The 21,499-nt window shown below is 49.6% G+C and carries 14 protein-coding genes, 1 rRNA gene and 2 pseudogenes; 11 read left to right on the top strand and 6 right to left on the bottom strand.

Features of this window, described 5'->3' with window-relative positions; all coding sequences use genetic code 11:
• Positions 1–103: 103 nt before the first annotated feature.
• The 3 genes from G451_RS0119025 to G451_RS0119035 form a co-directional block, all read right to left on the bottom strand.
• On the bottom strand, positions 104–2,335 hold the full coding sequence (locus G451_RS0119025; RefSeq protein WP_027185503.1) for a hypothetical protein: 2,232 nt from the start codon (positions 2,333–2,335) through the stop codon (positions 104–106).
• 437 nt (positions 2,336–2,772) lie between these two features.
• A complete protein-coding gene (locus tag G451_RS0119030) occupies positions 2,773–3,279 on the bottom strand; it encodes a hypothetical protein (protein WP_027185504.1) in 507 nt (168 codons plus the stop codon).
• 60 nt (positions 3,280–3,339) lie between these two features.
• Complete coding sequence (locus tag G451_RS0119035) at positions 3,340–4,545, bottom strand: glycosyltransferase family 2 protein (RefSeq protein ID WP_027185505.1); 1,206 nt, start codon at positions 4,543–4,545, stop codon at positions 3,340–3,342.
• A gap of 269 nt (positions 4,546–4,814) precedes the next feature.
• Here G451_RS0119035 and G451_RS0119040 point away from each other — a divergent pair, with 269 nt between their 5' ends.
• On the top strand, positions 4,815–6,191 hold the full coding sequence (locus G451_RS0119040) for a sigma-54-dependent transcriptional regulator (protein ID WP_027185506.1): 1,377 nt from the start codon (positions 4,815–4,817) through the stop codon (positions 6,189–6,191).
• Between the two features lie 91 nt (positions 6,192–6,282).
• On the opposite strand, the gene G451_RS30415 is transcribed toward G451_RS0119040, so the two are convergent.
• Entirely contained in the window at positions 6,283–6,471 is a 189-nt protein-coding gene (locus G451_RS30415; RefSeq protein ID WP_034642916.1) for a DUF4236 domain-containing protein, read from the bottom strand.
• A gap of 240 nt (positions 6,472–6,711) precedes the next feature.
• Here G451_RS30415 and G451_RS30420 point away from each other — a divergent pair, with 240 nt between their 5' ends.
• The gene (locus G451_RS30420; RefSeq protein WP_051261690.1) at positions 6,712–7,140 is read left to right on the top strand and encodes a NifB/NifX family molybdenum-iron cluster-binding protein; all 429 of its coding nucleotides are present in this window, start codon (positions 6,712–6,714) and stop codon (positions 7,138–7,140) included.
• 294 nt (positions 7,141–7,434) lie between these two features.
• Here G451_RS30420 and hemL read toward each other — a convergent pair whose 3' ends face one another.
• Both hemL and ahbB read right to left on the bottom strand, forming a co-directional pair.
• Entirely contained in the window at positions 7,435–8,703 is a 1,269-nt protein-coding gene (gene hemL / locus G451_RS0119055; protein WP_027185507.1) for a glutamate-1-semialdehyde 2,1-aminomutase, read from the bottom strand.
• Positions 8,704–8,720: 17 nt separating this feature from the next.
• Positions 8,721–9,209 carry a siroheme decarboxylase subunit beta gene (gene ahbB / locus G451_RS0119060; RefSeq protein ID WP_027185508.1) on the bottom strand — a complete coding sequence of 163 codons (489 nt, stop codon included), beginning with the start codon at positions 9,207–9,209 and terminating at the stop codon, positions 8,721–8,723.
• Between the two features lie 113 nt (positions 9,210–9,322).
• Between ahbB and G451_RS0119065 the strand changes: the two genes are divergently transcribed.
• From G451_RS0119065 to G451_RS0119110, 9 genes and pseudogenes are all read left to right on the top strand, one after another.
• The gene (locus tag G451_RS0119065; protein ID WP_027185509.1) at positions 9,323–10,315 is read left to right on the top strand and encodes an NAD(P)H-dependent glycerol-3-phosphate dehydrogenase; all 993 of its coding nucleotides are present in this window, start codon (positions 9,323–9,325) and stop codon (positions 10,313–10,315) included.
• Positions 10,316–10,663: 348 nt separating this feature from the next.
• A complete protein-coding gene (locus G451_RS0119070) occupies positions 10,664–11,344 on the top strand; it encodes a VPLPA-CTERM sorting domain-containing protein (protein ID WP_027185510.1) in 681 nt (226 codons plus the stop codon).
• Positions 11,345–11,794: 450 nt separating this feature from the next.
• Complete coding sequence (locus tag G451_RS0119080) at positions 11,795–12,433, top strand: hypothetical protein (protein WP_156921725.1); 639 nt, start codon at positions 11,795–11,797, stop codon at positions 12,431–12,433.
• A 215-nt stretch (positions 12,434–12,648) separates the two neighbouring features.
• Positions 12,649–13,221, top strand: coding sequence for a rhodanese-like domain-containing protein (locus G451_RS33105; protein ID WP_027185512.1), 573 nt, complete (start codon positions 12,649–12,651; stop codon positions 13,219–13,221).
• Complete coding sequence (locus G451_RS34830) at positions 13,205–14,056, top strand: YeeE/YedE thiosulfate transporter family protein (RefSeq protein WP_211236367.1); 852 nt, start codon at positions 13,205–13,207, stop codon at positions 14,054–14,056. The genes G451_RS33105 and G451_RS34830 overlap by 17 nt, the downstream gene beginning before the upstream one ends.
• Positions 14,049–16,121: a rhodanese-like domain-containing protein gene (locus tag G451_RS0119095; RefSeq protein WP_051261691.1), complete on the top strand. Its 2,073-nt coding sequence runs from the start codon at positions 14,049–14,051 to the stop codon at positions 16,119–16,121. The genes G451_RS34830 and G451_RS0119095 overlap by 8 nt, the downstream gene beginning before the upstream one ends.
• A gap of 2,436 nt (positions 16,122–18,557) precedes the next feature.
• Positions 18,558–18,713, top strand: a pseudogene (locus G451_RS35245) (HAMP domain-containing protein); the annotation flags it as partial.
• Positions 18,714–19,535: 822 nt separating this feature from the next.
• Positions 19,536–20,549: pseudogene (locus G451_RS35060) on the top strand (methyl-accepting chemotaxis protein); the annotation flags it as partial.
• Positions 20,550–21,205: 656 nt separating this feature from the next.
• Positions 21,206–21,499: ribosomal RNA gene (locus G451_RS0119110) — 16S ribosomal RNA — on the top strand; the annotation flags it as partial.

The raw sequence follows: 21,499 nt of genomic DNA on the forward strand, positions 1-21,499 counted from the left end.
TCCATCACGATCGATTTATATGAGCATCTTCTCCATGGATATTCGTTGAAAGAATACAATCATGGTCCTATCGCCCTGTTTCGTATCACAACTTGCTGTACAATTATTCGCTGAGCAAAAAGAGCCAAATGGGTGTCAACGCCAAGCTGTTTTTCCGTTTCAATTGGACAACCATGGGACCGGTCGTCATGTCCGTAGAAAAGAGCGCCGTATTGTCATTGGTGAGAACTTCGATGGTCTCTGGAGATTCCACCCCATTGAGTGAAACTACATAGGTGCCCGGGGAAAGATCGCAAACAAGATGATGGAGGCCTGCTTGAGGTGAGCCAATGGTATAGGTTGCCATATCGCGGAGCGTTTCTTCTGCTGAGAAGAGGAGGCACCAGTCACCAAGCTTCGCGCCCGTTTGACCGCTCGACGTGAGATGTTCCAACCCCTCGAATTGTGTTGTTCCGGTCGGCCCCATTTGCATGACCGACAACATATTCACACGGTCACTTTCCGGCGGTTGAATGGCATAATGCCAGAGGCGTTCCGACTCATTGATCTCATAGTCTTCAAACATACTTTGCCATGCCGTTTTTTCGTTGACGAGCGTGAAGGTGCAATTTTCCGGTTCCAAGGTTTGGTGCAACAACACGTGTTTTCCATTCGTGCTGGATTGGGTGATCGTGCGTCCGTTGAGTGTTGGTTGAGTTTGCGCATGAAGGCGATAGATGCTCCAGCCTGCATCGGTGGTGCGCAGTCGATCAAAGACGACAGCGACATCGCCGGACCAGAAGAAATGGCGTCGATATGTTGTAACCCTGTTGATGGCTTGCCATTGGTTTGGGTCTTCGTCCCACTGTTCGTCGCCTTGCATCATGGAGTAGACATATGGGGTGTTGAGTCCAGTCGATGCATCGGAGCTGCTACTGCGATATCGTGCAATGGAGGCCGCACTGGCTGAGCCGGTCATGAGAGGTGAACCATTGGGAAGGCTGTTTTCGATTGCGAAATTATTGAATGCCGGGCCATTGTCGACACCGCCGTAGAGACGACGATCTTTGGTGAGGTAATCGTCTTCTCTGAATAGGACGAAATTTCCGATATCGGATGTTTGGTGGTCTGCAGGGATGGTTCCTTGTCCCGAGAACAAGCCCCAGCGGGCCGTTGTTCCCCAATTATCTCGGAAGAACACAAAATCATCACCATCGCAGAATCGAATGAAGGGCAGGTTGGCTGTGTACGGGTTCAGGGCCTGTACATCGGGCTCCACATAGAAGAATTCCCGAAACTCGTCATTGTGCAGGCTGTCTATAATATTGGCAAAGCCCCGGCCGTAGGCATCCCATATCACCTCGCCTTCGATACCGGCTTCATAACTTGCCATACTGAGCAGTTTGTACACATAGGATAACTCCGCAAATCCCCATGGATCTTGCCAATCGCCGGTATGGTACAGCATGCTACGAGGTGGCGTGGTCACATCCAGCATGGTTCGTATGACATTAGGCCAAAATCCCTTGAGATTTGGTTCGTGTGTGGACGGATCATAGCCACAGGCCGTCCGCAGGCTGAGGTAGTAGTTGCCCAGGCCGGCGCTGTCTGTTCCCATGAAATACATAAAACCGGTATGCCAATGTCCTCCATGCGCTTTCTTGATCCAATCGCGGATAGGCTGCGCCAGGGTATACTGTTCTTGTCCTGAACTGGGGGCGGCACCTTGACCATGTTTCCAAAGCCACCATGCTCTGTCGAGCATGTCCCTGGCTTCGCTGGAGTCACCATACAGGGCGCAACCGAACATGAGATGATGCGCGCCAGAAACAAGAATGGCGTCGGTATCCTGGGCATTTCCACCGGTGCCCGAGTCATTATAGTTCGTCCAGATATCCCGGCTCAGTCGTTCCATCTTCGCGATATACGCGTTGCGTCTGGCCAGGGTCATGGACGGATGATTATACAGCCAGTCATAGCCGAGTGCGAGAAAACCATAATCGACATGCCCGACATCACCGCCTTGTGAAATATCGTCAGAAACACGATCCATAAACACAAAGGCGCGTGTGGCATATTGTTCGTTGAGGGTAAGAAGGTAGATCAGTGCCAACGGAGCAATGCCAGTTTCAACTCCTTGCCAGGGATCTTCCGTCAGTAAGGAGTTGCAATAGCTTTGAAAACGTGTCCATTCCGGGGAACCAGCCTGCATGGCCGTGTTGAGCGCGGCGAGACGGCTCGACGTGAGCCACAAACGAGGTCGGGAGCCATCAGGAATATACACGTCGGGAAACTCCGCCAAAGCAGGTGAAACCAAAGAGACAATCAACAGGATCATGCCGAGAAAAATTTTCATGACATTACCTCTGGTTTATCGGACGGTTAGTGGACTGTTTGTACTCATATTTCGCGCTGTGAATTCTGGAGGAAGGATCGAGTGGCCTCAGCGCATATGTTTGAAAACGGAAGCGCATTCTTTGAAGGCGAATGTATGATGGAATAAGCAGGAAGTGTGCCGTTGGGGAGATGTGGTTTGGAGGTTGGTTTGTTGATTTTGCAATGCGTATAATGCTGTTTATGTCACATTGAGAAAAAAAGGGCGATTAAGGGGAGGCTCAGGATTGTTTCATTAGGATGAAGTTGTTCGGTCGAAATGGTTTGAGAATTTTCAACAGAAAAAATGACACATTGTCTTGTCGACGAATAACAAAAAAGCGTTGACGGATTCAGCTTTCCGCCAACGCTTTTTTTCGATTTGTTGCTTTTCGCTTCTATTAAATTTTGTTGCTGCTTCTACGTCTTGGCAGTCTCTTGCGTCTCACCCCCAAATAAATCCTTCCTTACAACGTCACTTAACGCCTTTGTCCACACGATTTTGGCTTTCGGCAGGCGTTTCGCGAGGAGAATTTTGGGCAGATTGACATGCATGTGACAGCGATATTGATCGCTTTGCACGAGTGTGCCGACGTTGACCATGGGAGGGGCAATGCGCAGTTTGTGTTCCATGGTCTCTTTCATTGTTGTACGCAATTCGTCTTCCCATTGACTCATGGGCTGAAATTCTTGTTCGGCCTTGCGGGGGTCTTGCCACGCCGTGATGACACTCACCGGATGGTCTGGTCCCACTTCAACCAGCGTGACATAATTCACTTTACCTTTTTGCGAGGGGTGGATTCCCTGAATGCCTTCGGCCCAATGGGCAACAGCCTCTTCAGCCCATTCCCAGGAAAACACCGGGATGAGGCACGTATTTTTTCCCAGCCAAGGTTTAGCATCCTTGTGCAGTTTGATGGCGAGCATCAGTCGCGTCTCCTTAAATTCTATCGGCCTTACCCGGGGAAACGAGCGCGAGGTCGAGTCTTAACGTTCTTTGGGGAGAGGAATATCTTTCCATGTCAGGACATCAAGTCCGTGCTTGAGGGCCGATATCACATCAAAGGCTGCCAGGACAAATCCGGCAATGCCCATAGCCCACCAGCATGTCATGGGGACATGAAGGAGTTGTTCAACACGCAAGCGGAGGCAGTATTGCAGCCCGATACCGGCCGTAGCAAGACCAAGTTGCAATGTGCCGATGTCATACATACCGTTGATAAGTTCGGATATTCCGAAGATGACGCCGAGCCAGGGAAGGCAAAATGTCATGACGAGAATCACGGCAGAAACAAGGGCGAATGCCGTATTGTGACCGAATGCGCAAACAAAGTTGCGGGCGTAGCTTTCTCCCATCTCGGTGAATCCTGATGGCATGGAGTGTTTGGCCATCTCCGGTCCAAGGCCGATGACAACAGAAAATCCGGCCTTTTTCACTTTGCGAGCAAGTTCCATATCCTCTTGGGCAACGGTTCCTACACCGGCATATCCACCGGAGGTCCAATACGCATCTCGGGTGAAAAGCATGAACCCGCCACCGGCAAACGCCGCAGCACTTTTGGGATTATGTGTTGCCGCAAGCCATGGACTGGCGAGGTGAGCAATGGTAATCGCTGGCTCAACGATTTTCGCAGCAACGTTGGTCATGTCGTTTTCCGGAAAAAAGCTCAGGAGGCCGGCGTCTTGGTGAACTAATGCAACCAAGGCGCTTTCCAGGCTGCCTGGTTGGAGTTGCATGCCGGCGTCAAGAAAAAGGATGTAGTCACCGCGGGCTTGTCTGACAGCTTGGAAACAGGCCCAACTTTTGCCAATCCAGATTTCTCCGGATGGACATGGCTGTCCATACATGACGCGTAAACGCGGATCATGCTTGGCACGGGCAATTTCAGCGAGTTCGAGATATGTGCCGTCTGTCGATTCGTCGTCGATGACAATGCATTCGAAATATTCAGGATCAAGGAAGGTGGACTCAAGTACGGTCTCAATACAACGGGCAACGTTTCCTTCAACGTTATGAGCGCCGATAATGACAGATACTGTTTTACCCTGAAGAAGGCGAAAGAGAGGCTCGCGACCATAAATGGCTTCGTCGTAAGGAATAAGGTGAGGTAAAACCCGTACAGAGCGTTCCATACGGATAGCGTAGAACACGAGCAGCAAGATTGAAAAAACAAGCAGCCCCCCGAAAATCATCGCTCCCCCCTGTTGCCACAGTACCGTTCGAAGGAGGGGGGCACCCGCACCTCGCTCCTCAATTCTGTACCTTGGCTTTCGACCGTTATCGCGGCACAAAACATCATGTGCGTTGTGAGAGAGCTAGCACAAGTTCGCACGATTTTCCACGATTCATATCTCAAGCTTGCGCTTTGCCGTGAATTTGGCGAAACTTCCGCGTGGAGTTTTGCGGTTCCCAAAATCTGATTTTACATTTAAACCGCCCCCCAATGGAGTTATGGTGCGCCATGTCGACGCAAATTTTGCTTTTGGACGATGAAAAGAATTATCTCGTGCTTCTCGAAGCTATGCTTGAAGGAGACGAGTACAAGGTGACGGCATTGGATGACCCCGAGATGGGTATTGCCTATCTCGAAGAATCCGAGGTCGATGTTGTGTTGACGGATATGAAAATGCCTAAGATAACCGGGCAAGAAGTGCTTGAGCACGTCAAAAAGCACTTTCCTCATATTCCGGTAATCATCATGACTGCCTATGGCAGTATCGAAGCGGCCGTGGAAGCTATGAAAGTCGGGGCTTTCGACTTTGTGACCAAGCCGTTTTCCAATGACGAACTGTTGTTGACAGTCTCGAAAGCCGCGCAATTTTCCAAAGCGCAACGCGACAACCTCCTTTTGCGCCAGAGTTTGGCCGACAAGTTTGCCACACGGCATATTATCGGATCGAGCAAAGCGATTGAGCGCGTGATAGAACTGATTCACAAAGCCGCACCAAGCCGGAGTACGGTTTTGATCACAGGCGAGTCGGGAACCGGGAAGGAACTGGCAGCCAAGGCGATTCACTACGCGTCCAACCGCAAAGATGGACCGTTTATTTCGGTCAACTGCATGGCCTTTAACCCTGGCGTGTTGGAAAGCGAATTGTTCGGTCATGAAAAAGGATCGTTTACCGGTGCCGTGGCGCGTAAGCGCGGTAGATTCGAAATGGCCCATGAAGGGACGATTTTTCTCGATGAAATCGGCGAATTGTCAGCCGACCTGCAGGTCAAGTTGCTTCGTGTGCTGCAGGAACGGAAATTTGAACGCGTCGGTGGAACCGATCTGATTGATGTGGATATTCGCGTGGTGGCCGCCACGAACAAAAATTTGCAAACCCTTGTGACGGAAGGCACGTTCCGCGAAGACTTGTTTTATCGTCTCAATGTCGTTCAGCTCGAAATGCCACCTTTGCGTGAGCGGCGCGAAGACATCCCCATCTTAGCCGTGCATTTTTTGGAACGCTACGGCAAGGAGAACAGCAAAGTGTTCAAGGGGTTTTCACCCGAAGCCATGGATTACTTGACGGCGTATGAATGGCCGGGCAATGTGCGGCAACTCCAAAATATCGTGGAACGATGCGTTGTTCTGGCTGCATCGGATACGGTGGTTGTCGAAGATCTTCCCCCGGAAATTCGTGACGAGGAATCACAGTATAAAAGCGCGGTGGATCTCTTGCCGGTGCAGATCAACCTGAGTGAAACGCTGGAAAAGATCGAAGCCGCCCTTATTCGTCGATCCTTGGCAAAAGCGAACTTTGTTCAAGTGAAGGCGGCAGAAATGCTCGGTATCTCGAAAAGTCTGCTTCAATATAAACTCAAGAAATATAAGCTCACCGGACATGGTTGATCGGTGACGAGAGTGTGATGATACAAAAACGGGCGGAAAGGGCAGCACCTTCCCGCCCGTTATGCATTCTGCGGCGGAGGACAAGATTTGTTTATTTCTTGAATCGCCATGTATAAGACAACCCCGTTCCGGGAATACCGAGCGTAAACTGTCGTCTCTTTTTTCCTTCCGTATATTTCGCCCCCCGCGGTCCGGCAGACACGGAAACTCCTGACTTACTCATATTGAGCCATACGCCGGGAAGAATCTTGATACGTTTCCAAAAACGAAAGAATCCCATGAATCTACTCCATTCTCTACAGGGTGCAATAATGCTTTTCAGGTCGCTCATAAGCGGCACGCACGGCGTGTTATGGAAAGATAATATACCGCTGGCATGACGTCGAAGCAAGTGTTGTGCGTGCGGGAGAGTACCCCTGATATGCTCCCCATTCTACTCTGGAACTTGCGTTATGCCAGATTTGGCAGCATAATTTACCGGTTTTACAGTCTGTGATGTGTACGAAAAGGGGAGATACCGATGAATATTGCCGTCTTTGTTGATGGAGAAACGCTGAGCAGCCCTGTTTCCGAGCAGCTCGAACGATGCAAAAATCTACTCGTTGTCAATGTTGACACGATGGACGTGAAGATCATTCCGAATAAGGACACCAAGCCGGAGCCGGCCGGAATCAATTTGGCGAAAGCTGTGCTGAAGCATAATTGCGAAGCGATCATTACCGGAAAGATCAGAACCAGAACTTTTGATATCATCGCCAATGCATGCGTGACCCGTTACAATGGGTTTGGACATGACGCACGAACCGCGCTGGAACTTATGGATAACAGAGGCCTCGACCTCATCCGCGACCCCAACGGCGGCGGATGTTCCGGTTCGCACCATGATCATGATCACGACGGCGAATGCTCCGGCTCGCACCACGACCATGGACAGCAGTATTTGCAGTAAAATGGCAGCGTTTTTTCCCAACAAATCTGTTGCCAACAGATTTGTTGGGAATGATGAACGTGATGTGAAATGAGACAAGAGAAATAAATATCGTGAACGTGTCGTCTGTTGACAGGGTGACATAGAAAAAAAACAGGAAAAAGAAGTATCTTTAATCAGCAGTATTTATGTAATTTTCAAGCTGTTCGATGAATTATAATAATTCCGTAGCCGATAAAAAGTTTGGGAAGGGGAGAGCGCGAGAGGGGAGAACCCTTTTCAAAGGGTTTCCCCTCTCGCATTTTCGTTAACTCCCTAAAACTGCACCTTCCGCACCGCTTCAAGCGTCTTTTCAAAATCTTCGTCAGTGTGGGCGAAGGAGGTGAAGGCGCATTCGTAGCCGGACGGGGCCAGGTTGACGCCGAATTCGCGCATTTGGCCGTAGAACTTCGTGAACAGGTTCGTGTCCGTGGTTTTGGCAGTTTCGAAATTCGTCACCGGAGTCTTCGTGAAGAAGTGGGTGAAAAGCGAACCGATGTTGCTCAAATAAACAGGCACACCTTTTTCTTCCAAGATCGCTGTGATCTCGTAGGCAAGTTTGATGGTGCGTGCTTCGAGGCCGGCATAGTCTGCTTGTTTGAGCAGCTTGAGTGTCGCTAAACCGGCGGCCATGGCGACCGGGTTTCCGGACAACGTACCGGCCTGGTAGACATCACCGGACGGCGCAATGCGCTCCATGATGTCCTTGCGACCGCCGTAAGCACCGACCGGGAAGCCGCCACCGATGATTTTGCCGAGCGTGGTCAGGTCGGGCTTGATGCCGAAGCGTTCCTGGGCACCGCCGAAGGAAGCGCGGAAGCCGGTGATGACTTCGTCGAAAATAAGTAATGCGCCGTATTGGGTGCAGATGTCGCGCAGTCCTTGCAGGAAACCGTCGGCCGGCAGGACGAGACCCATGTTGCCGGCAACTGGCTCAACGAAGAGGCAAGCGATGTCATCGCCATGCTTTTCGAACAGAGCTTTTACGGCATCGAGGTCGTTGTATGGGGCGAGCAGAGTTTGTTTGACGGTATCTTCAGGCACGCCGGGAGTTCCGGGAATGGACAATGTCGCCAACCCTGAACCGGCTGCGGCCAGGAAGCTGTCACCGTGACCGTGGTAGCAGCCTTCGAATTTGACCATATATTTACGGCCCGTAAATCCCCGCGCGAGGCGCAATGCACTCATGGTCGCTTCAGTGCCGGAGTTGACCATGCGTACCATGTCGATTCCGGGTACGGCGTCCACTATGGCTTCGGCCAGACGGACTTCATCTTCGCAGGGCGCGCCGAAACTGGCTCCACGAGCGATGGCCGCACAGGCGGCCTCGTTGACTTCAGCCGGAGCATGGCCGAGCAGCATCGGACCCCACGACATGACATAGTCAATGAGTTCGATCCCGTCGACTGTGGTGAGTTTCGAACCGGCGGCTTTGGCAATGAAAAGAGGATCGCAAGCCACGCTTTTGCAGGCCCGTACCGGGCTATTGACCCCACCGGGAATGAGGGTTTGGGCCTTGGTGAAGAGATCTGTGGATTTGCTCATGGGGGCTCCCTTGCGTCTTATGCCTGAAAATAGGACATGGATGTTTTCTTGAGTTCTTTGACGCTGTATAACACGTCGTATTCGGTCAGGCCGGTTTCCTGTTTCAATTCTTCGACGACTTGAAGACACTCTTCGGGACTTTTCCCGTGGATCATGGTATAAATGTTATATGGCCAATCCAGGCAATTGCGTCGATGATAGCAATGGCTGATCTGTTTTTTGGACGCCATGTGTTCGCCGATTTTGTCGATATCCTTATCTTCGTCAACGTACCACGCGACCATGGCGTTGGCCCCGTAGCCGGCTTTCTGATGACGCAGAGTGGCACCAAAACGACGAATGCGGCCGTCGTCTTTGAGCTTTTGCAACAGTGTGAGCACGTCTTCTTCGTTCACACCGACTTCGTTGGCGATATCTTGGAACGGGGTTGCCGAATCCGGCAGATTGCCCTGTACCAAACTGAGGATACGGGCTTCGGTCTCGGTAAATACATCATTGGCCGCCATGGGGGTTCCTCCGGAATGTAGAGACAAATTGGGCTTTGTCCTTATCTTCTTCATGTGCTAGATGCAACCCGCACCCGATAGGGTATTGTTTATCACTTAACGAGGCAGAGTTCATGAACATAGCTGTTATCGGAGCCGGATCTTGGGGAACAACACTGGCCGATCTGTTGGCCAGAAAAGGGTATCGTGTTCAACTTTGGGTACGCAAGCAGGAGTTATTGGCCGAAATTCGGGGCAAACTGGAGAATACATGGTATTTGCCCGGAAAGAAACTGGCCAGCAACCTGCTCGTGAATCATGATATCGCTGCGGTCACCGAAGGAACGTCCTCCTTTGTATTTGCCGTACCCAGCCAGCACCTACGAGGAATATACGAACAATTTCTTCCGCACCTTCCGAAAAAACCGGTCGTGGTGTGTGCAAGCAAAGGCATTGAGTTAGGAACACTCATGACCATGTCTGCGGTGTGCAACGATGTACTCGGAACCATTAAACCGCGATTTGCGATGTTGTCCGGGCCGTCATTTGCCTATGAAGTGTTGCGTGGCGCTCCGACCGCGGTCAGTCTGGGATGCACTGAGAAGAAAGTTGGTCAAGACCTTCAGGAAACATTTTCGACGAATGCCTTTCGCGTCTACTATAATAAAGATGTGAAAGGTGTGGAGCTCGGCGGAGCACTCAAGAATATCATCGCCATTGCCGCAGGGGTTGCCGATGGTCTTGGCTTTGGCTCAAATGCTCGGGCAGCGCTCATCACGCGAGGACTCGTAGAAATGGCCCGACTTGGGAAAGCTTTAGGGGCTGATCCGCGGACCTTTCATGGATTGTCCGGCGTAGGCGATCTCGTTTTGACGTGCACCGGCGATATGTCCCGGAATCGTCAGGTTGGCCTGCGGCTGGGGAAAGGCCAGAAACTGCTTGATATTCTGGCAAGCATGACGATGGTGGCCGAAGGGGTGAAGACGAGCGAGGCGGTATACAATCTTGGCCAGAAGACAGGTCAAGAGCTTCCCATCACCAATGAGGTCTATAATATTTTGTATAACGAAAAAGATCCGGCTCAGGCGGTGACAGATCTTATGACCCGGGCTTTGAAAGAAGAATAACAGTTTGGTGATTTTCAGGAGTACGGATCGTACTTGCTGACAATTCTTGCGTTTTATTTCGGGGCAAAAGGGTTACTTTTTGCCCCGAAATATTTTTTAGACCGCTGACGTTGAGTATTCCCATCAGATTCTCAATAACGTGTTTTTCCTTTTACACGCCCCCTCAAGTTATGACGTTCTTCTTTTGTAAGAACAATCCGAAAATAATGATCGATTTATTTGTTTTTTCTGGACAAAGAAAATCAATTGATAACAATTGAAAATGTAATATGTCAAAATAGATAATTATTCGTTTTGTGGCACTCTTTTTTCATGTCCTCTTTGACCTGTATCGTGTGGGAATAAATCATGTTTGAAAAAGAGGAGCTTATAGTGAAAAAAGTATGTTTGTATATTATGTTGATTCTTTTTGCGTTCCCCCTGTCTGCAAAAGCCAGCATAGCAAACGGCGATTTTGAAACAGGAGATCTTTCGAGCTGGGAGAGAAACCTCGTTGAATCTCTTTTGGGAAATGCAGATGTCATTGACTCGTATACATTTGAGGATGGAACAACGATTAATCCCTACGCTGGAAATTATATGGCCATGCTGGGCTCTGATACTTCTCTTATAAATATGAAGCGTTTAAATAAAATTAAACAAACGACCAAGGCCACGACCTCTCTGGAATTCATGTATAATTTTTGGTCATACCGCCACCGTTTATATCCTCCTTCGAGCTTTGAGGTACGGGTAAACGATGATAGTGTGTTTAGCTTTTCTGAAAGTGAAATCGACCAATCAAATGAATTGAATTCAACAGGATGGACGTACGTTAGTCTTGATTTGTCAGACTACATTGGTGAAGATTCAATAACGATTAGTTTTCTCGCTGGCGATGAGTATGGCGTATGCTCTCCGACAGGCGTTTTTCTCGACAATATAAATGTACATGCAACTCCCATTCCTGGTGCAATTTGGCTATTTGGTACTGGAATGCTGGGCCTTTGGGGGATGCGTCGTAAGAAGATCGGCTGTGCCCGTACGTAGCTGCAGTTCTTCGGTACAAGAAGGCATTCGAACAGACCAGAAGCGACTGCGCTTCCGGTCTGTTTTATGTGTGCCAGATATAATGTGAATTTTGGAAACAACAGTTCTTTTCAGGCTGTAATACTTGGAGCATAGAGCTAAAAGCATCTACGTCGTCGTGAGGCGGCATGTTGAGTACTTGTCTTCGCGTCTCCTTCTGCATCATGTTCCCCGCGTACTCTCCTCAACGGACAGTCGTCTTTGCAAGCAAGAAAAAATCTGTATAAAATGGATATTTTTTCTGTTGAGAGCGGAAAATGTTGACTTTGTATGCTCCATTTTCGGCAGAACATTCTAGAAAGATATGTTTTTTTATCTTTGGCATCATTTTCCTATTAAGGGAGCGTAAAGGTGCTGAGGATTATGGTTTGTATATTAAACTTCTTTATATAATAGGAAAAAGGGATTGCAATGAAATCATCAATCGTAATGTGTTTTATTTTACTGCTCATGCCGTTCTCTGCCCAAGCTAGTATAACCAATGGAGATTTTGAAACCGGTGATACGGATGGATGGACCACAATACCGGGAGGAAATGTTGAGGTTCTTGAATCGTATACCTTCTCCGATGGAACCACCGTCACTGCGTATGATGGGAACTACATGGCCATGATCGGCTCCGAAACGAGTGCAACAAATTATAATGTTTTCAACCAAATGATTCAGTCGACTGGATCGAGTAAACGACTGAGTTTTGCGTACAACTTCTGGTCGTATGATTACTACCCTTGGGATGAAAATGCATTCCAGGTGCTGGTCAACGGAGAAAGTGTCTTGAGCTTGGGAGCTGGGGATGTGGACTCTGGTTCATCCTCTATTTCTCTTGACACCACGGGATGGACGTACGTCACATTGGATTTGTCTGATTATGTCGGACTTGGTAATGTCACGATTGATTTTATGGCTGGGGATGTTGGCGATTCAATAAACCGATCCGGTGTTTTTCTGGACAATGTCAGCATACACGCCACGCCTCTTCCCGGTGCAGTGTGGTTGTTTGGCTCGGCGATGCTCGGCCTTGTGGGATTGCGTCAAAAGAGAGCCGCATAAATCGAAAATATCAACGTTTCTTTCTCGATATCACGCAAAACCAACGTCCGGAAGGCATACGTCTTCCGGGCGTTGCTTTTGCGTGGTTTGGAAAGAGGTGCCAGTTCTGTTTCCTTTTGCCATTTTCTTTCGGATTCCTATACTGGAGTTGCGCCTAGTCCCATGATACGGGAGTACAACATTTCGATACAAATTCGGGCATTGGAGGAGGAACTATGCGTGTATGGGGATTTCTGACCGGATTGATGCTTTTGGCTGTCATCCCGGCGTGGGCGCAGTCTGGTCACGATAGCGGAAAGGAACCGTGGCTTCCCGGTACAGTGACGGTGTCAGAACTTGGAAAGGATATCAGCTCTGTACGGGTGATCGATCTCAGACCCGAAGAAGCGTTTGCCGAATACCATATACCGGGTTCCATAAACATTCCGGCAGAGACCGTCATGTCGAAAAACTGGCTCGATGCGGATACAACTCCCCTCGTGCTTGTCGATGGTGACGGGTACCGTGCCATGGCGGTCGCCACGTTAGTTAAGCAAACGAGTATGCGGCCAGTCTCTATTCTGGCTGGTGGAGTTGGAAAATATTGGACGAAGGCGGCATTCAAAAAAGCGGGAGGACCGCGAGACAGCGTGAAAACGTCTATGCCCCCATCGCCCCTGCCGCAAGGAAACGAAGGGATGAAGATACCTGACGTCAGTGCGCCAATAGCGCCGATGTCTCCTGGGACTTCTTCACCAACATCTCCCGAACCGCCTAAACCGCCGAAAACCTATGACATGGGGTGTTGATATGGTGGATCCGCATAAATTCGACGATGAAACCACACAGGAAACTGATACGGATACGACGGAAGAGCGAGACCTTTCGGTCGAGTCAAGTACACAACATAACACAATGTCGACTTCGTCGGAAGAAGCATCCTCAAGTCTACAAGATGAAGAGCCGTCGACCTCATCGCAAAATGCTTTTTTTTCTGCAGCGAACGAAGACCCCGGGATGGCTGGGCCACGTGAAGCTTCTGCCTCGATTCCTTCTGATCAATCGGGGGGGACGGGGTCACAATATGGGACGTATAATAACGAGGCTGACACCCCCGATACGCATCCGGAGCTTTTTCCGAATACACGGCGTCTCATGAATCCGTATATGGCTGGGGTCTTGCTGGGGCTGGTTCTGTTACTGTCATACCTGACACTTGGTGCTGGACTTGGGGCATCGGGGGGCATTGCACGCATTGCTGCAACCCTCGAAGAGGTGATGATGCCCGGCCATGTCGGCACAACGTCATATTTTGGAGCCTGGGGTGAGAATCCCTGGATGTATTATCTCGTCTTTATGTTTGCCGGGACATTTATTGGCGGCTTGTTGTCCGCAGTTGCCGGGCGGCGTGTGCGATTGACCATTGAGCGAGGGCGGCGTTGTTCTGCGTCGACTCGACTGATTTTCGCGCTTTTTGGCGGTATTTTGGCGGGCTATGCTTCGCGTGTGGCCCATGGGTGTACGTCGGGACAAGCTTTGTCCGGTGGGGCGTTGCTTTTGACCGGCTCCGTGGTCTTTATGGGGAGCCTCTTTCTCACGGGGTATATTTTCGCCTGGTTTGTAAGGAGGCAGTGGAATGATTGAGACGTTTTTCAGCGCAGGAACAATCGGTACGGTTTCGGCTCTTCTTGCGAGCTTTGTTATTGGCGCGTTGTTTGGTGTGGTTTTGGAAAACGCCGGTTTTGGTAGTTCGAAACGTTTGGCCGGCGTGTTTTATTTTCGCGATATGGCTGTCATCAAGGTGATGTTCACCGCCTTGCTGGTATGCCTCATCGGTATGACATACGCGACGCGGCTTGGACTTGTCGGAGCTGGTGATATCTATCTTTTACCAACGCTTTATGGTGCACAGATTGTCGGCGGGATACTGTTCGGGGTGGCCTTTGTCATGTCGGGTTGGTGTCCGGGGACGGCCGCAGTTGGCTTTGCTTCGGGGCGCATCGATGCCATTGTGTTTTTAGTGGGCGGACTAATCGGATCTATTGTTTATAATGAAACATATCCGTTAGTGTCCGGACTCGATGCCATCGGTAAAGTCGGAGTGTCGTTCTTCTATGACGTGTTAAAGCTCCCGCAAAGTGTCTTCATTCTCGGGTTCACGGCCGTGGCTGTCGTGCTGTTCATGCTCTGCGAGCTTATTGAGCGGCGTCGTGGATCGCAAACGGCAACCCCGGCATCCTTTGGTTTTGTCTTTTTCTTTGCTGTGGTGCTGCTTGGTGCCGCAGCAGGGTTAGAATTTGTTCCTGAAGGCCTGCTGAACCAAACCGCTTTAGCGACCATCGGCAGCCAGCAGGAACAGGCGGCTTTGTCGTCCACAAACGAGCAGATTCCCGCCGGAGGGGTCGCCGTTTCGCCACAACAACTGTTGGTTGATATCGAAGCCGCTCGGGATCATATCGCTCCCGAAGACTTAGCTCAGCGACTGATGACAGGCCAGGCCGGCCTGGTCGTTGTCGATGTGCGACCGGCATCGGAATATCAACGCTTTCATATTCGTGGCGCGCTCAATATTCAACTGGCCGATTTACCTGCCAAGCTTGCTCTTTATAAAGGAAAGGCTTTTATCGTTTTATATTCCAACGGCGTCGTGCATCCGGCACAGGCTCGTGATGCTCTGATTCAGCTCGGTTTTTCCCACGTTTACGTGTTGACGGGGGGCTTGCATGCCTTTGTTGAGGATTTGCTCAAACCCGTATCGTTGCGTGAAGAAAGCGTCTCTTCCGAGCGAGCCGGACAGATTCGGTTATACCAGAGTTATTTTGGATCGCCTGTCGATGTGGGAAATGCCGGAAGTCTGCATCCTGCCTTGGGATTGGCTCCATCTGATTTACCAGGATTGGTCGATGCGGATTGGCTGAAACAGCATCTTGACGAAGTTCGTGTTATCGATGTTCGCGGGCAGCCAGCATATAATAGAGGGCATATCCCTGGCGCCTTGATGCTCGACCCCGAACAGGTGCGCGGCGTTGTCGGTGACATGTCGTCCATGTTGTTGCCTGCCTATGTGCTGGCTGACAATTTCGGCCGCATGGGTATTACACCGAACGACGTTGTTGTTCTCGTCACGACAGACCGATATCGCGATGCGACATTGGTCGGCTTGGCGTTGTCCCGAATCGGGCATACGCGCTACGCTCTCCTGTCTGGAGGGATTGATGCCTGGACACGCGCTGGCGGAGCGATGACCACATTGCTTCCTCCCGTTTCGGCGACGGTGTATGCCTTGCAGCATGGTGCCGATGACTTCACGGTCAATGCCGAATACGTCAAAAAGGCGATGGAGAAGAAAAGCGCTGTCATCCTCGATGTTCGCCCGCATGACTATTATATTGGAGAAAAATCAGATGAAGCACGTGCGGGGCATATTCCTGGCGCGGTGAATCGGCCATTCTCCGAAGACCTGATGAAGACACCGGAAGGGTTGATGTTCAAGCCGACTGACGAGTTGGCAAAAGCATATGCCGCTCTTATTCCGAACAAGCAGACCGAGGTCATTATTCACTGTCGTACGGGACACCAAGCAAGCCAAACGGTGTTCGTTTTGAAGTATCTTCTCGGCTACGAAAACGTGAAGTGGTACGATGGAAGTTGGTCAGAGTGGGCAAGTCGCCCGGAATTGCCTGTGGAAATAGGCGAAGGGAGCAATTGATATTCTCTCAGTCTGAAGTCTGGGAATTTCGAAGAAAGCTGGTAAACGATTTTTTCGAAAGTTCCTGTTCCACTGCCGAGGCGGTCAGATCTGCCTTTCCAACGGCTGGAATACTTATCTAAGCCGTCTCATAGTAACAAAGCGCCCATACGGCCAGCATGGCTGTGTGGGCGCTTATCTGATACGGCAAACGTTCGTTCTTCCATTTCTCCTTACCTATATATCTGTATTCCTGTTACGCCTGTAATATGTTCTGAAGGGGATGACCAACGCGTCAGGTGTATTCGTACTCCTGCATGAACCGGTAATCATACCTCATCGATCAATAATAATCTTGTTTCAGCTAAATTGGGACGGGGCGTTTCTCCTTGGCCTCTCTTTGATTTCTTAAAGTCGATGTATATGGAATTTCATTCGGCATGTGACTTTGAATAAGCATTAGGTTTAATCTTCTATCGAAAGCAAAGAATATGACATCCGTTATCATTCCACAAAAGATAAAAAGAATACTTGGATATACTGTGACAGCAGTCGGTCTCAAAATTCTTTTATAGATTACATTTAAATAGCTTGATAGAATGATTTCTTGATGTATATATTGAGTACAAATAACTTTTCTTCGGCTCTTTACTTGATAACAGAGGGATCAACATGCTCAAATTTAATGATATGAAGATGAAGCCTAAACTTATGATCTCTTTTCTTCTCGTGGGGCTGATCCCGCTTACCATTGCCGGGATTTGGGCAAGCAAATTGGCCACCGAAGCACTTATGCAAAAGGCTTACGATCAGCTTCAATCTGTTGAAACGATTAAGCTTGAGCAAATAAAACGTTTTTTTGCTGAACGTGAAGGTGATATGGGAGTTCTTGTCGAAATGACCGGTGTGCTCAAGACAGAAGCGATAAACAAGCTTACCGCCGTTCAGAATATCAAGACCCAGCAAGTTGAGGCGTATTTCAAAGCACGTTTAAACGACGCGTCGGTTCTTTCAAAAAGTCTAGATGTCATAGTAGCTTACGATAGATTGTCTCAATATCAAGACGGCCGGTTGGTGGCAAACGATGAGCCATACGACGTCTCCACCGACGCGTATAAAACCATGTGGGAAGACATCTCCGCTTATTTTAAATGGTATCAAGAGGAATATAGTTACTACGATATATTTATCATCTCCGCCAAGCATGGTCATGTCATGTTTTCTGTTGAGAAAGAGCCCGATCTAGGTGCGAATCTTTCTGTTGCTCCCCTCAAAGGGAGCGGTTTGGCTACGTTGTGGAAAAAAGTGATCGAAACAGGAAAGCCCGCTTTGGTAGATTTCGCACCATACGCTCCAAGTAATGGCGAGCCGGCAAGCTTTGTCGGCGCACCTGTTGTAAAGAATGGACAAATCGTCGCAGTGGTGGCCATGCAAATTTCCGACAAGGCTATCACTACGATCATGCACGAGAGGGAAGGGCTGGGAAAAACGGGGGAAACCTACCTCGTAGGCCCGGATAAATTAATGCGTTCGGATTCCATTCTTGACCCCGAGTACCATTCCCTGCGCGCTTCCTTCAAGGGGACCGTGGAGAGAAACGGAGTTGATACTGAGGCTGCTAGGGAAGCCTTGGCTGGCAACAAAGGTGATGCGATTATTATCGATTATAACGGAAATCCCGTGCTTTCAAGCTACGGTCCTGTCAATGTTGGCGGGTTGACATGGGCTCTCATGGCAGAAATTGATGTTGCTGAGGCATTCAATCCCATGGATCAGAATGGAGAGCCTTTCTATAATGAGTATACCAAGCAATATGGATACTATGACCTTTTTTTGATTAACCCCGACGGATATTGCTTTTTCTCCGTGGCAAAGGAGGCTGACTATCAAAGCAACCTTCTTGACGGAAAATTCTCTAATTCCAATCTCGGTAAACTCGTTCGCCAAGTGCTGGATACCAAACAATTTGGCTTGGCCGATTTCGAGCCCTACGCCCCAAGCAATGGCGAACCTGCCGCATTTGTTGCCCAACCCGTCATTCACAACGGCAAGGCAGAAATGGTGGTAGCTCTCCAGCTTTCTCTTGATGCCATTAATGCTATCATGCAGCAGCGTGACGGTATGGGGGAAACTGGCGAGACGTATTTAGTTGGTTCAGACAAGCTCATGCGCTCTGATTCATTTTTAGACAAGGAAAACCATTCTGTTTTGGCCTCGTTTAAAAATCCCGAAAAAGGCAAAGTCGATACCGAGGCTTCACGCGCAGCTCTCGCCGGGAAATCCGGCACGAATGTAATCATCGACTATAACGGTAATCCGGTGCTTTCGGCGTATTCACCGCTAACGATCGGCGGATTAAATTGGGCTCTTTTGGCCGAAATTGATGAGGCGGAGGTCAAGGCGCCGATTAATGATTTGCTTCAGTCTCTTCTCATTATGTCCGCTATTATCGCTGTTATGATTGCCGTTGTCGCGTTTTTCATTGCGGTAAATATCGCCAGACCTTTGGTTAAAGGGGTGTCTTTTGCCCAATCTCTGGCACGAGGCGATCTTTCCGCCACCTTGGACGTGCATCAGAAAGATGAAGTCGGGATGCTGGCTCAAGCCATGCATGAACTGGCCGGAGCCGAAAAGGACGCTGCGGAATTGACCGTAAAGTTGGCTGAAGGTGACCTGGACGTGGCCGTAGAAGAGCGTTCGGAACAAGACGTTCTTATGCAGGCTCTGAAAAAGTTGGTGAACGCTGAAACTGCTGTCTGTTCGGCGGCTCAGAAAATAGCCGAGGGCGACTTGGACGTGTCACTTTCTTCCCGTTCGGACAAAGATAGCCTTATCCAGTCCCTCCAAACCTTGATTGCCGCAGAGAAGCATATTGCTCATACAGTGCAGAGCCTCGCTAAGGGTGATCTCAATGTTGAAGTACGTGAACGTTCAAGTAAAGATAATTTGATGAATTCTCTGCAAGAGCTAGTCACGGCCGAACGCACTGTGGCCGATGCCGTTGAACGCATGGCCGAAGGTGATCTGGAGGTCGATGTGCAGGAACGTTCGGGACAGGATGTTCTGATACGAGCCTTGCAAAAACTCGTGACTGCCGAAACATCCGTTTGCGTGGCGGTCCAGAAAATATCAGAGGGCGACTTGGACGTGAGCATTTGTGAACGCTCCGAGAAGGACAGCCTTATGCAAGCCCTGGCGGCTCTGGTCGCAGCAGAGAAGAATATTACTGCAAGCGTGCGGAATCTGGCCATTGGTGATTTGGATGTCGAGGTTGTTGAACGTTCTGAGAAAGATTCACTCATGCATTCTTTGGGCACTCTTATCAAGGCGGAAAAGTCCATCGCGGAAATGGCTCTGAAATTGTCCCTTGGGAATCTCGACTTGGAAATCACTGAGCGATCGGACAAGGACGAACTTATCATGGCTATCCAAAAATTGATCGCAGCAGAGAAAAACGTGGCTTGGATCGCCGAGGAACTGGCGTCAGGCAATTTGAACCTGCAAGTGACAAGGCGATCTGATCAAGATGTCCTGATGACGGCTATCGGTGATATGATCGAGCGTTTAGGCACGATAGTGAGTGAGGTGCAAGACGGGGCGACCAATGTCGCTTCGGGGAGCGAAGAGATGAGCGCTTCTTCGGAAACTCTTTCGCAAGGAGCCAGTGAACAAGCTGCGGCTGTAGAGGAGAGTTCTTCATCAATGGAAGAGATGACCTCAAGCATCAACCAAAACGCCGATAACGCCAAGCAAACCGAAATGATAGCTACCAAAGCTGCTGAAGACGCCAAGGAGACGAGTGAGGCTGTGCTCCAGACCATAGAAGCCATGAAAAATATTGCCGACAAGATATCCATTATTGAAGAAATAGCCCGGCAGACAGATCTTCTTGCTTTGAATGCAGCCATTGAAGCGGCTAGAGCTGGAGAGCATGGCAAGGGATTTGCGGTTGTCGCTTCCGAGGTGCGTAAGCTCGCCGAGCGCAGCCAGACCGCTGCTGCGGAAATTAATAAACTTTCTTTTTCCAGTACCGCTGTGGCTGAAAAAGCGGGAATTCTTCTTAACAAACTGGTGCCGGATATTTTGAGAACGGCAGATCTTGTTCAAGAAATTGCGGCGTCCAGTGTTGAACAGAGTACGGGGGCGGGACATGTTAACTCTGCCTTGCAACAGCTTGATCAGGTTATTCAGCAAAACGCTGCCGCAGCCGAAGAGTTGGCGTCGACCGCGGAGGAGCTTTCTGCCCAAGCTGAATATCTCCAATCAACCATCTCGTATTTCAGACTTCGAGAAGTACACAGCAAGCCGAAGGTTATGTCTGGTCGTAAACCTCCTCGTCTGCGTGACGAGAAACAACACTCCGAAGAGATGGAGTCGCCAAAAGAAGTAAAGAAAATTGCCCTTGATATGAGAGCTGAGAGCGAGGATCAGGAGTTTGAACGATTCTAAGCTGTAAGAAAAATGATCCGTGCTGATGCTTTAAGGTTCGTTATTCACGACCCCAAGAAGGCCCGAATCGTGCGATACGGGCCTTCGGTTTATTATACACGATGCGCAGTAAAGAATATGTCTTAGTCATGAAACATCCCTCTGTGCATGAGTTGAGGAGAAGAAGGACGTGTCGTCGGGGAAAAGCGCTTCGAACATAATAAATAGAAATAACATATTAATTTTTCAAGCTAATTTGGATTGGTTGAAAAAAAGATCGTTTTTTCAAAAAAAAGTGATTGACGTTGGCGCGTCATTCCCATAGACATCCACCTCCCGACGCGAACGGGGGCCGGTTTTACCGGCTTCGCCAAGCGGCTGAAAAAAAGTTTTCAGAAAGTGCTTGACGAAGGGGAGACGAAGACGTAGACACTCCCTCCGCCGCGACGAACCGGCACAGCCGGATCGGTCAAAAACGTTTCGAAAATAAATCGAAAAAAGTTATTGACACCGCGGACGGGATTCACTAGCTTCTCCAACTCGGCGACGACAAATACGCCGGCACCGCAAAGGCGGTGGGAGAAGAAGACGAAGGTCTTTGACAATTAAATAGCGAGTCGAGTGATAAGAAAGTCAACCTCGTTTTAGACGAGAGTTTTGGCAAACTCAAAAGTTTTGAACTGGAGAGTTTGATCCTGGCTCAGATTGAACGCTGGCGACGTGCTTAACACATGCAAGTCGTGCGAGAAAGTTTCCTTCGGGAGATGAGTAGAGCGGCGCACGGGTGAGTAACGCGTGGATTATCTGCCCAGAAGTTCGGGATAACAGAGGGAAACTCCTGCTAATACCGGATGTGACCTACGGGTGAAAGGTGGCCTCTATTTATAAGCTACCGCTTTTGGATGAGTCCGCGTCTCATTAGCTTGATGGTGGGGTAACGGCCTACCATGGCGACGATGAGTAGCTGGTCT

The sequence above is a fragment of the Desulfovibrio inopinatus DSM 10711 genome (genome assembly GCF_000429305.1).
In the GTDB taxonomy this organism is placed as follows: domain Bacteria; phylum Desulfobacterota; class Desulfovibrionia; order Desulfovibrionales; family Desulfovibrionaceae; genus Alteridesulfovibrio; species Alteridesulfovibrio inopinatus.

Excerpts from the sequence above, each read along its gene's own strand:
- G451_RS0119025 (WP_027185503.1), bottom strand. The coding sequence starts at position 2,335 with ATGAAAATTTTTCTCGGCATGATCCTGTTGATTGTCTCTTTGGTTTCA.
- G451_RS0119030 (WP_027185504.1), bottom strand. The coding sequence starts at position 3,279 with ATGCTCGCCATCAAACTGCACAAGGATGCTAAACCTTGGCTGGGAAAA.
- G451_RS0119035 (WP_027185505.1), bottom strand. The coding sequence starts at position 4,545 with ATGATTTTCGGGGGGCTGCTTGTTTTTTCAATCTTGCTGCTCGTGTTC.
- G451_RS0119040 (WP_027185506.1), top strand. The coding sequence starts at position 4,815 with ATGTCGACGCAAATTTTGCTTTTGGACGATGAAAAGAATTATCTCGTG.
- G451_RS30415 (WP_034642916.1), bottom strand. The coding sequence starts at position 6,471 with ATGGGATTCTTTCGTTTTTGGAAACGTATCAAGATTCTTCCCGGCGTA.
- G451_RS30420 (WP_051261690.1), top strand. The coding sequence starts at position 6,712 with ATGAATATTGCCGTCTTTGTTGATGGAGAAACGCTGAGCAGCCCTGTT.
- hemL (WP_027185507.1), bottom strand. The coding sequence starts at position 8,703 with ATGAGCAAATCCACAGATCTCTTCACCAAGGCCCAAACCCTCATTCCC.
- ahbB (WP_027185508.1), bottom strand. The coding sequence starts at position 9,209 with ATGGCGGCCAATGATGTATTTACCGAGACCGAAGCCCGTATCCTCAGT.
- G451_RS0119065 (WP_027185509.1), top strand. The coding sequence starts at position 9,323 with ATGAACATAGCTGTTATCGGAGCCGGATCTTGGGGAACAACACTGGCC.
- G451_RS0119070 (WP_027185510.1), top strand. The coding sequence starts at position 10,664 with ATGTTTGAAAAAGAGGAGCTTATAGTGAAAAAAGTATGTTTGTATATT.
- G451_RS0119080 (WP_156921725.1), top strand. The coding sequence starts at position 11,795 with ATGAAATCATCAATCGTAATGTGTTTTATTTTACTGCTCATGCCGTTC.
- G451_RS33105 (WP_027185512.1), top strand. The coding sequence starts at position 12,649 with ATGCGTGTATGGGGATTTCTGACCGGATTGATGCTTTTGGCTGTCATC.
- G451_RS34830 (WP_211236367.1), top strand. The coding sequence starts at position 13,205 with ATGACATGGGGTGTTGATATGGTGGATCCGCATAAATTCGACGATGAA.
- G451_RS0119095 (WP_051261691.1), top strand. The coding sequence starts at position 14,049 with ATGATTGAGACGTTTTTCAGCGCAGGAACAATCGGTACGGTTTCGGCT.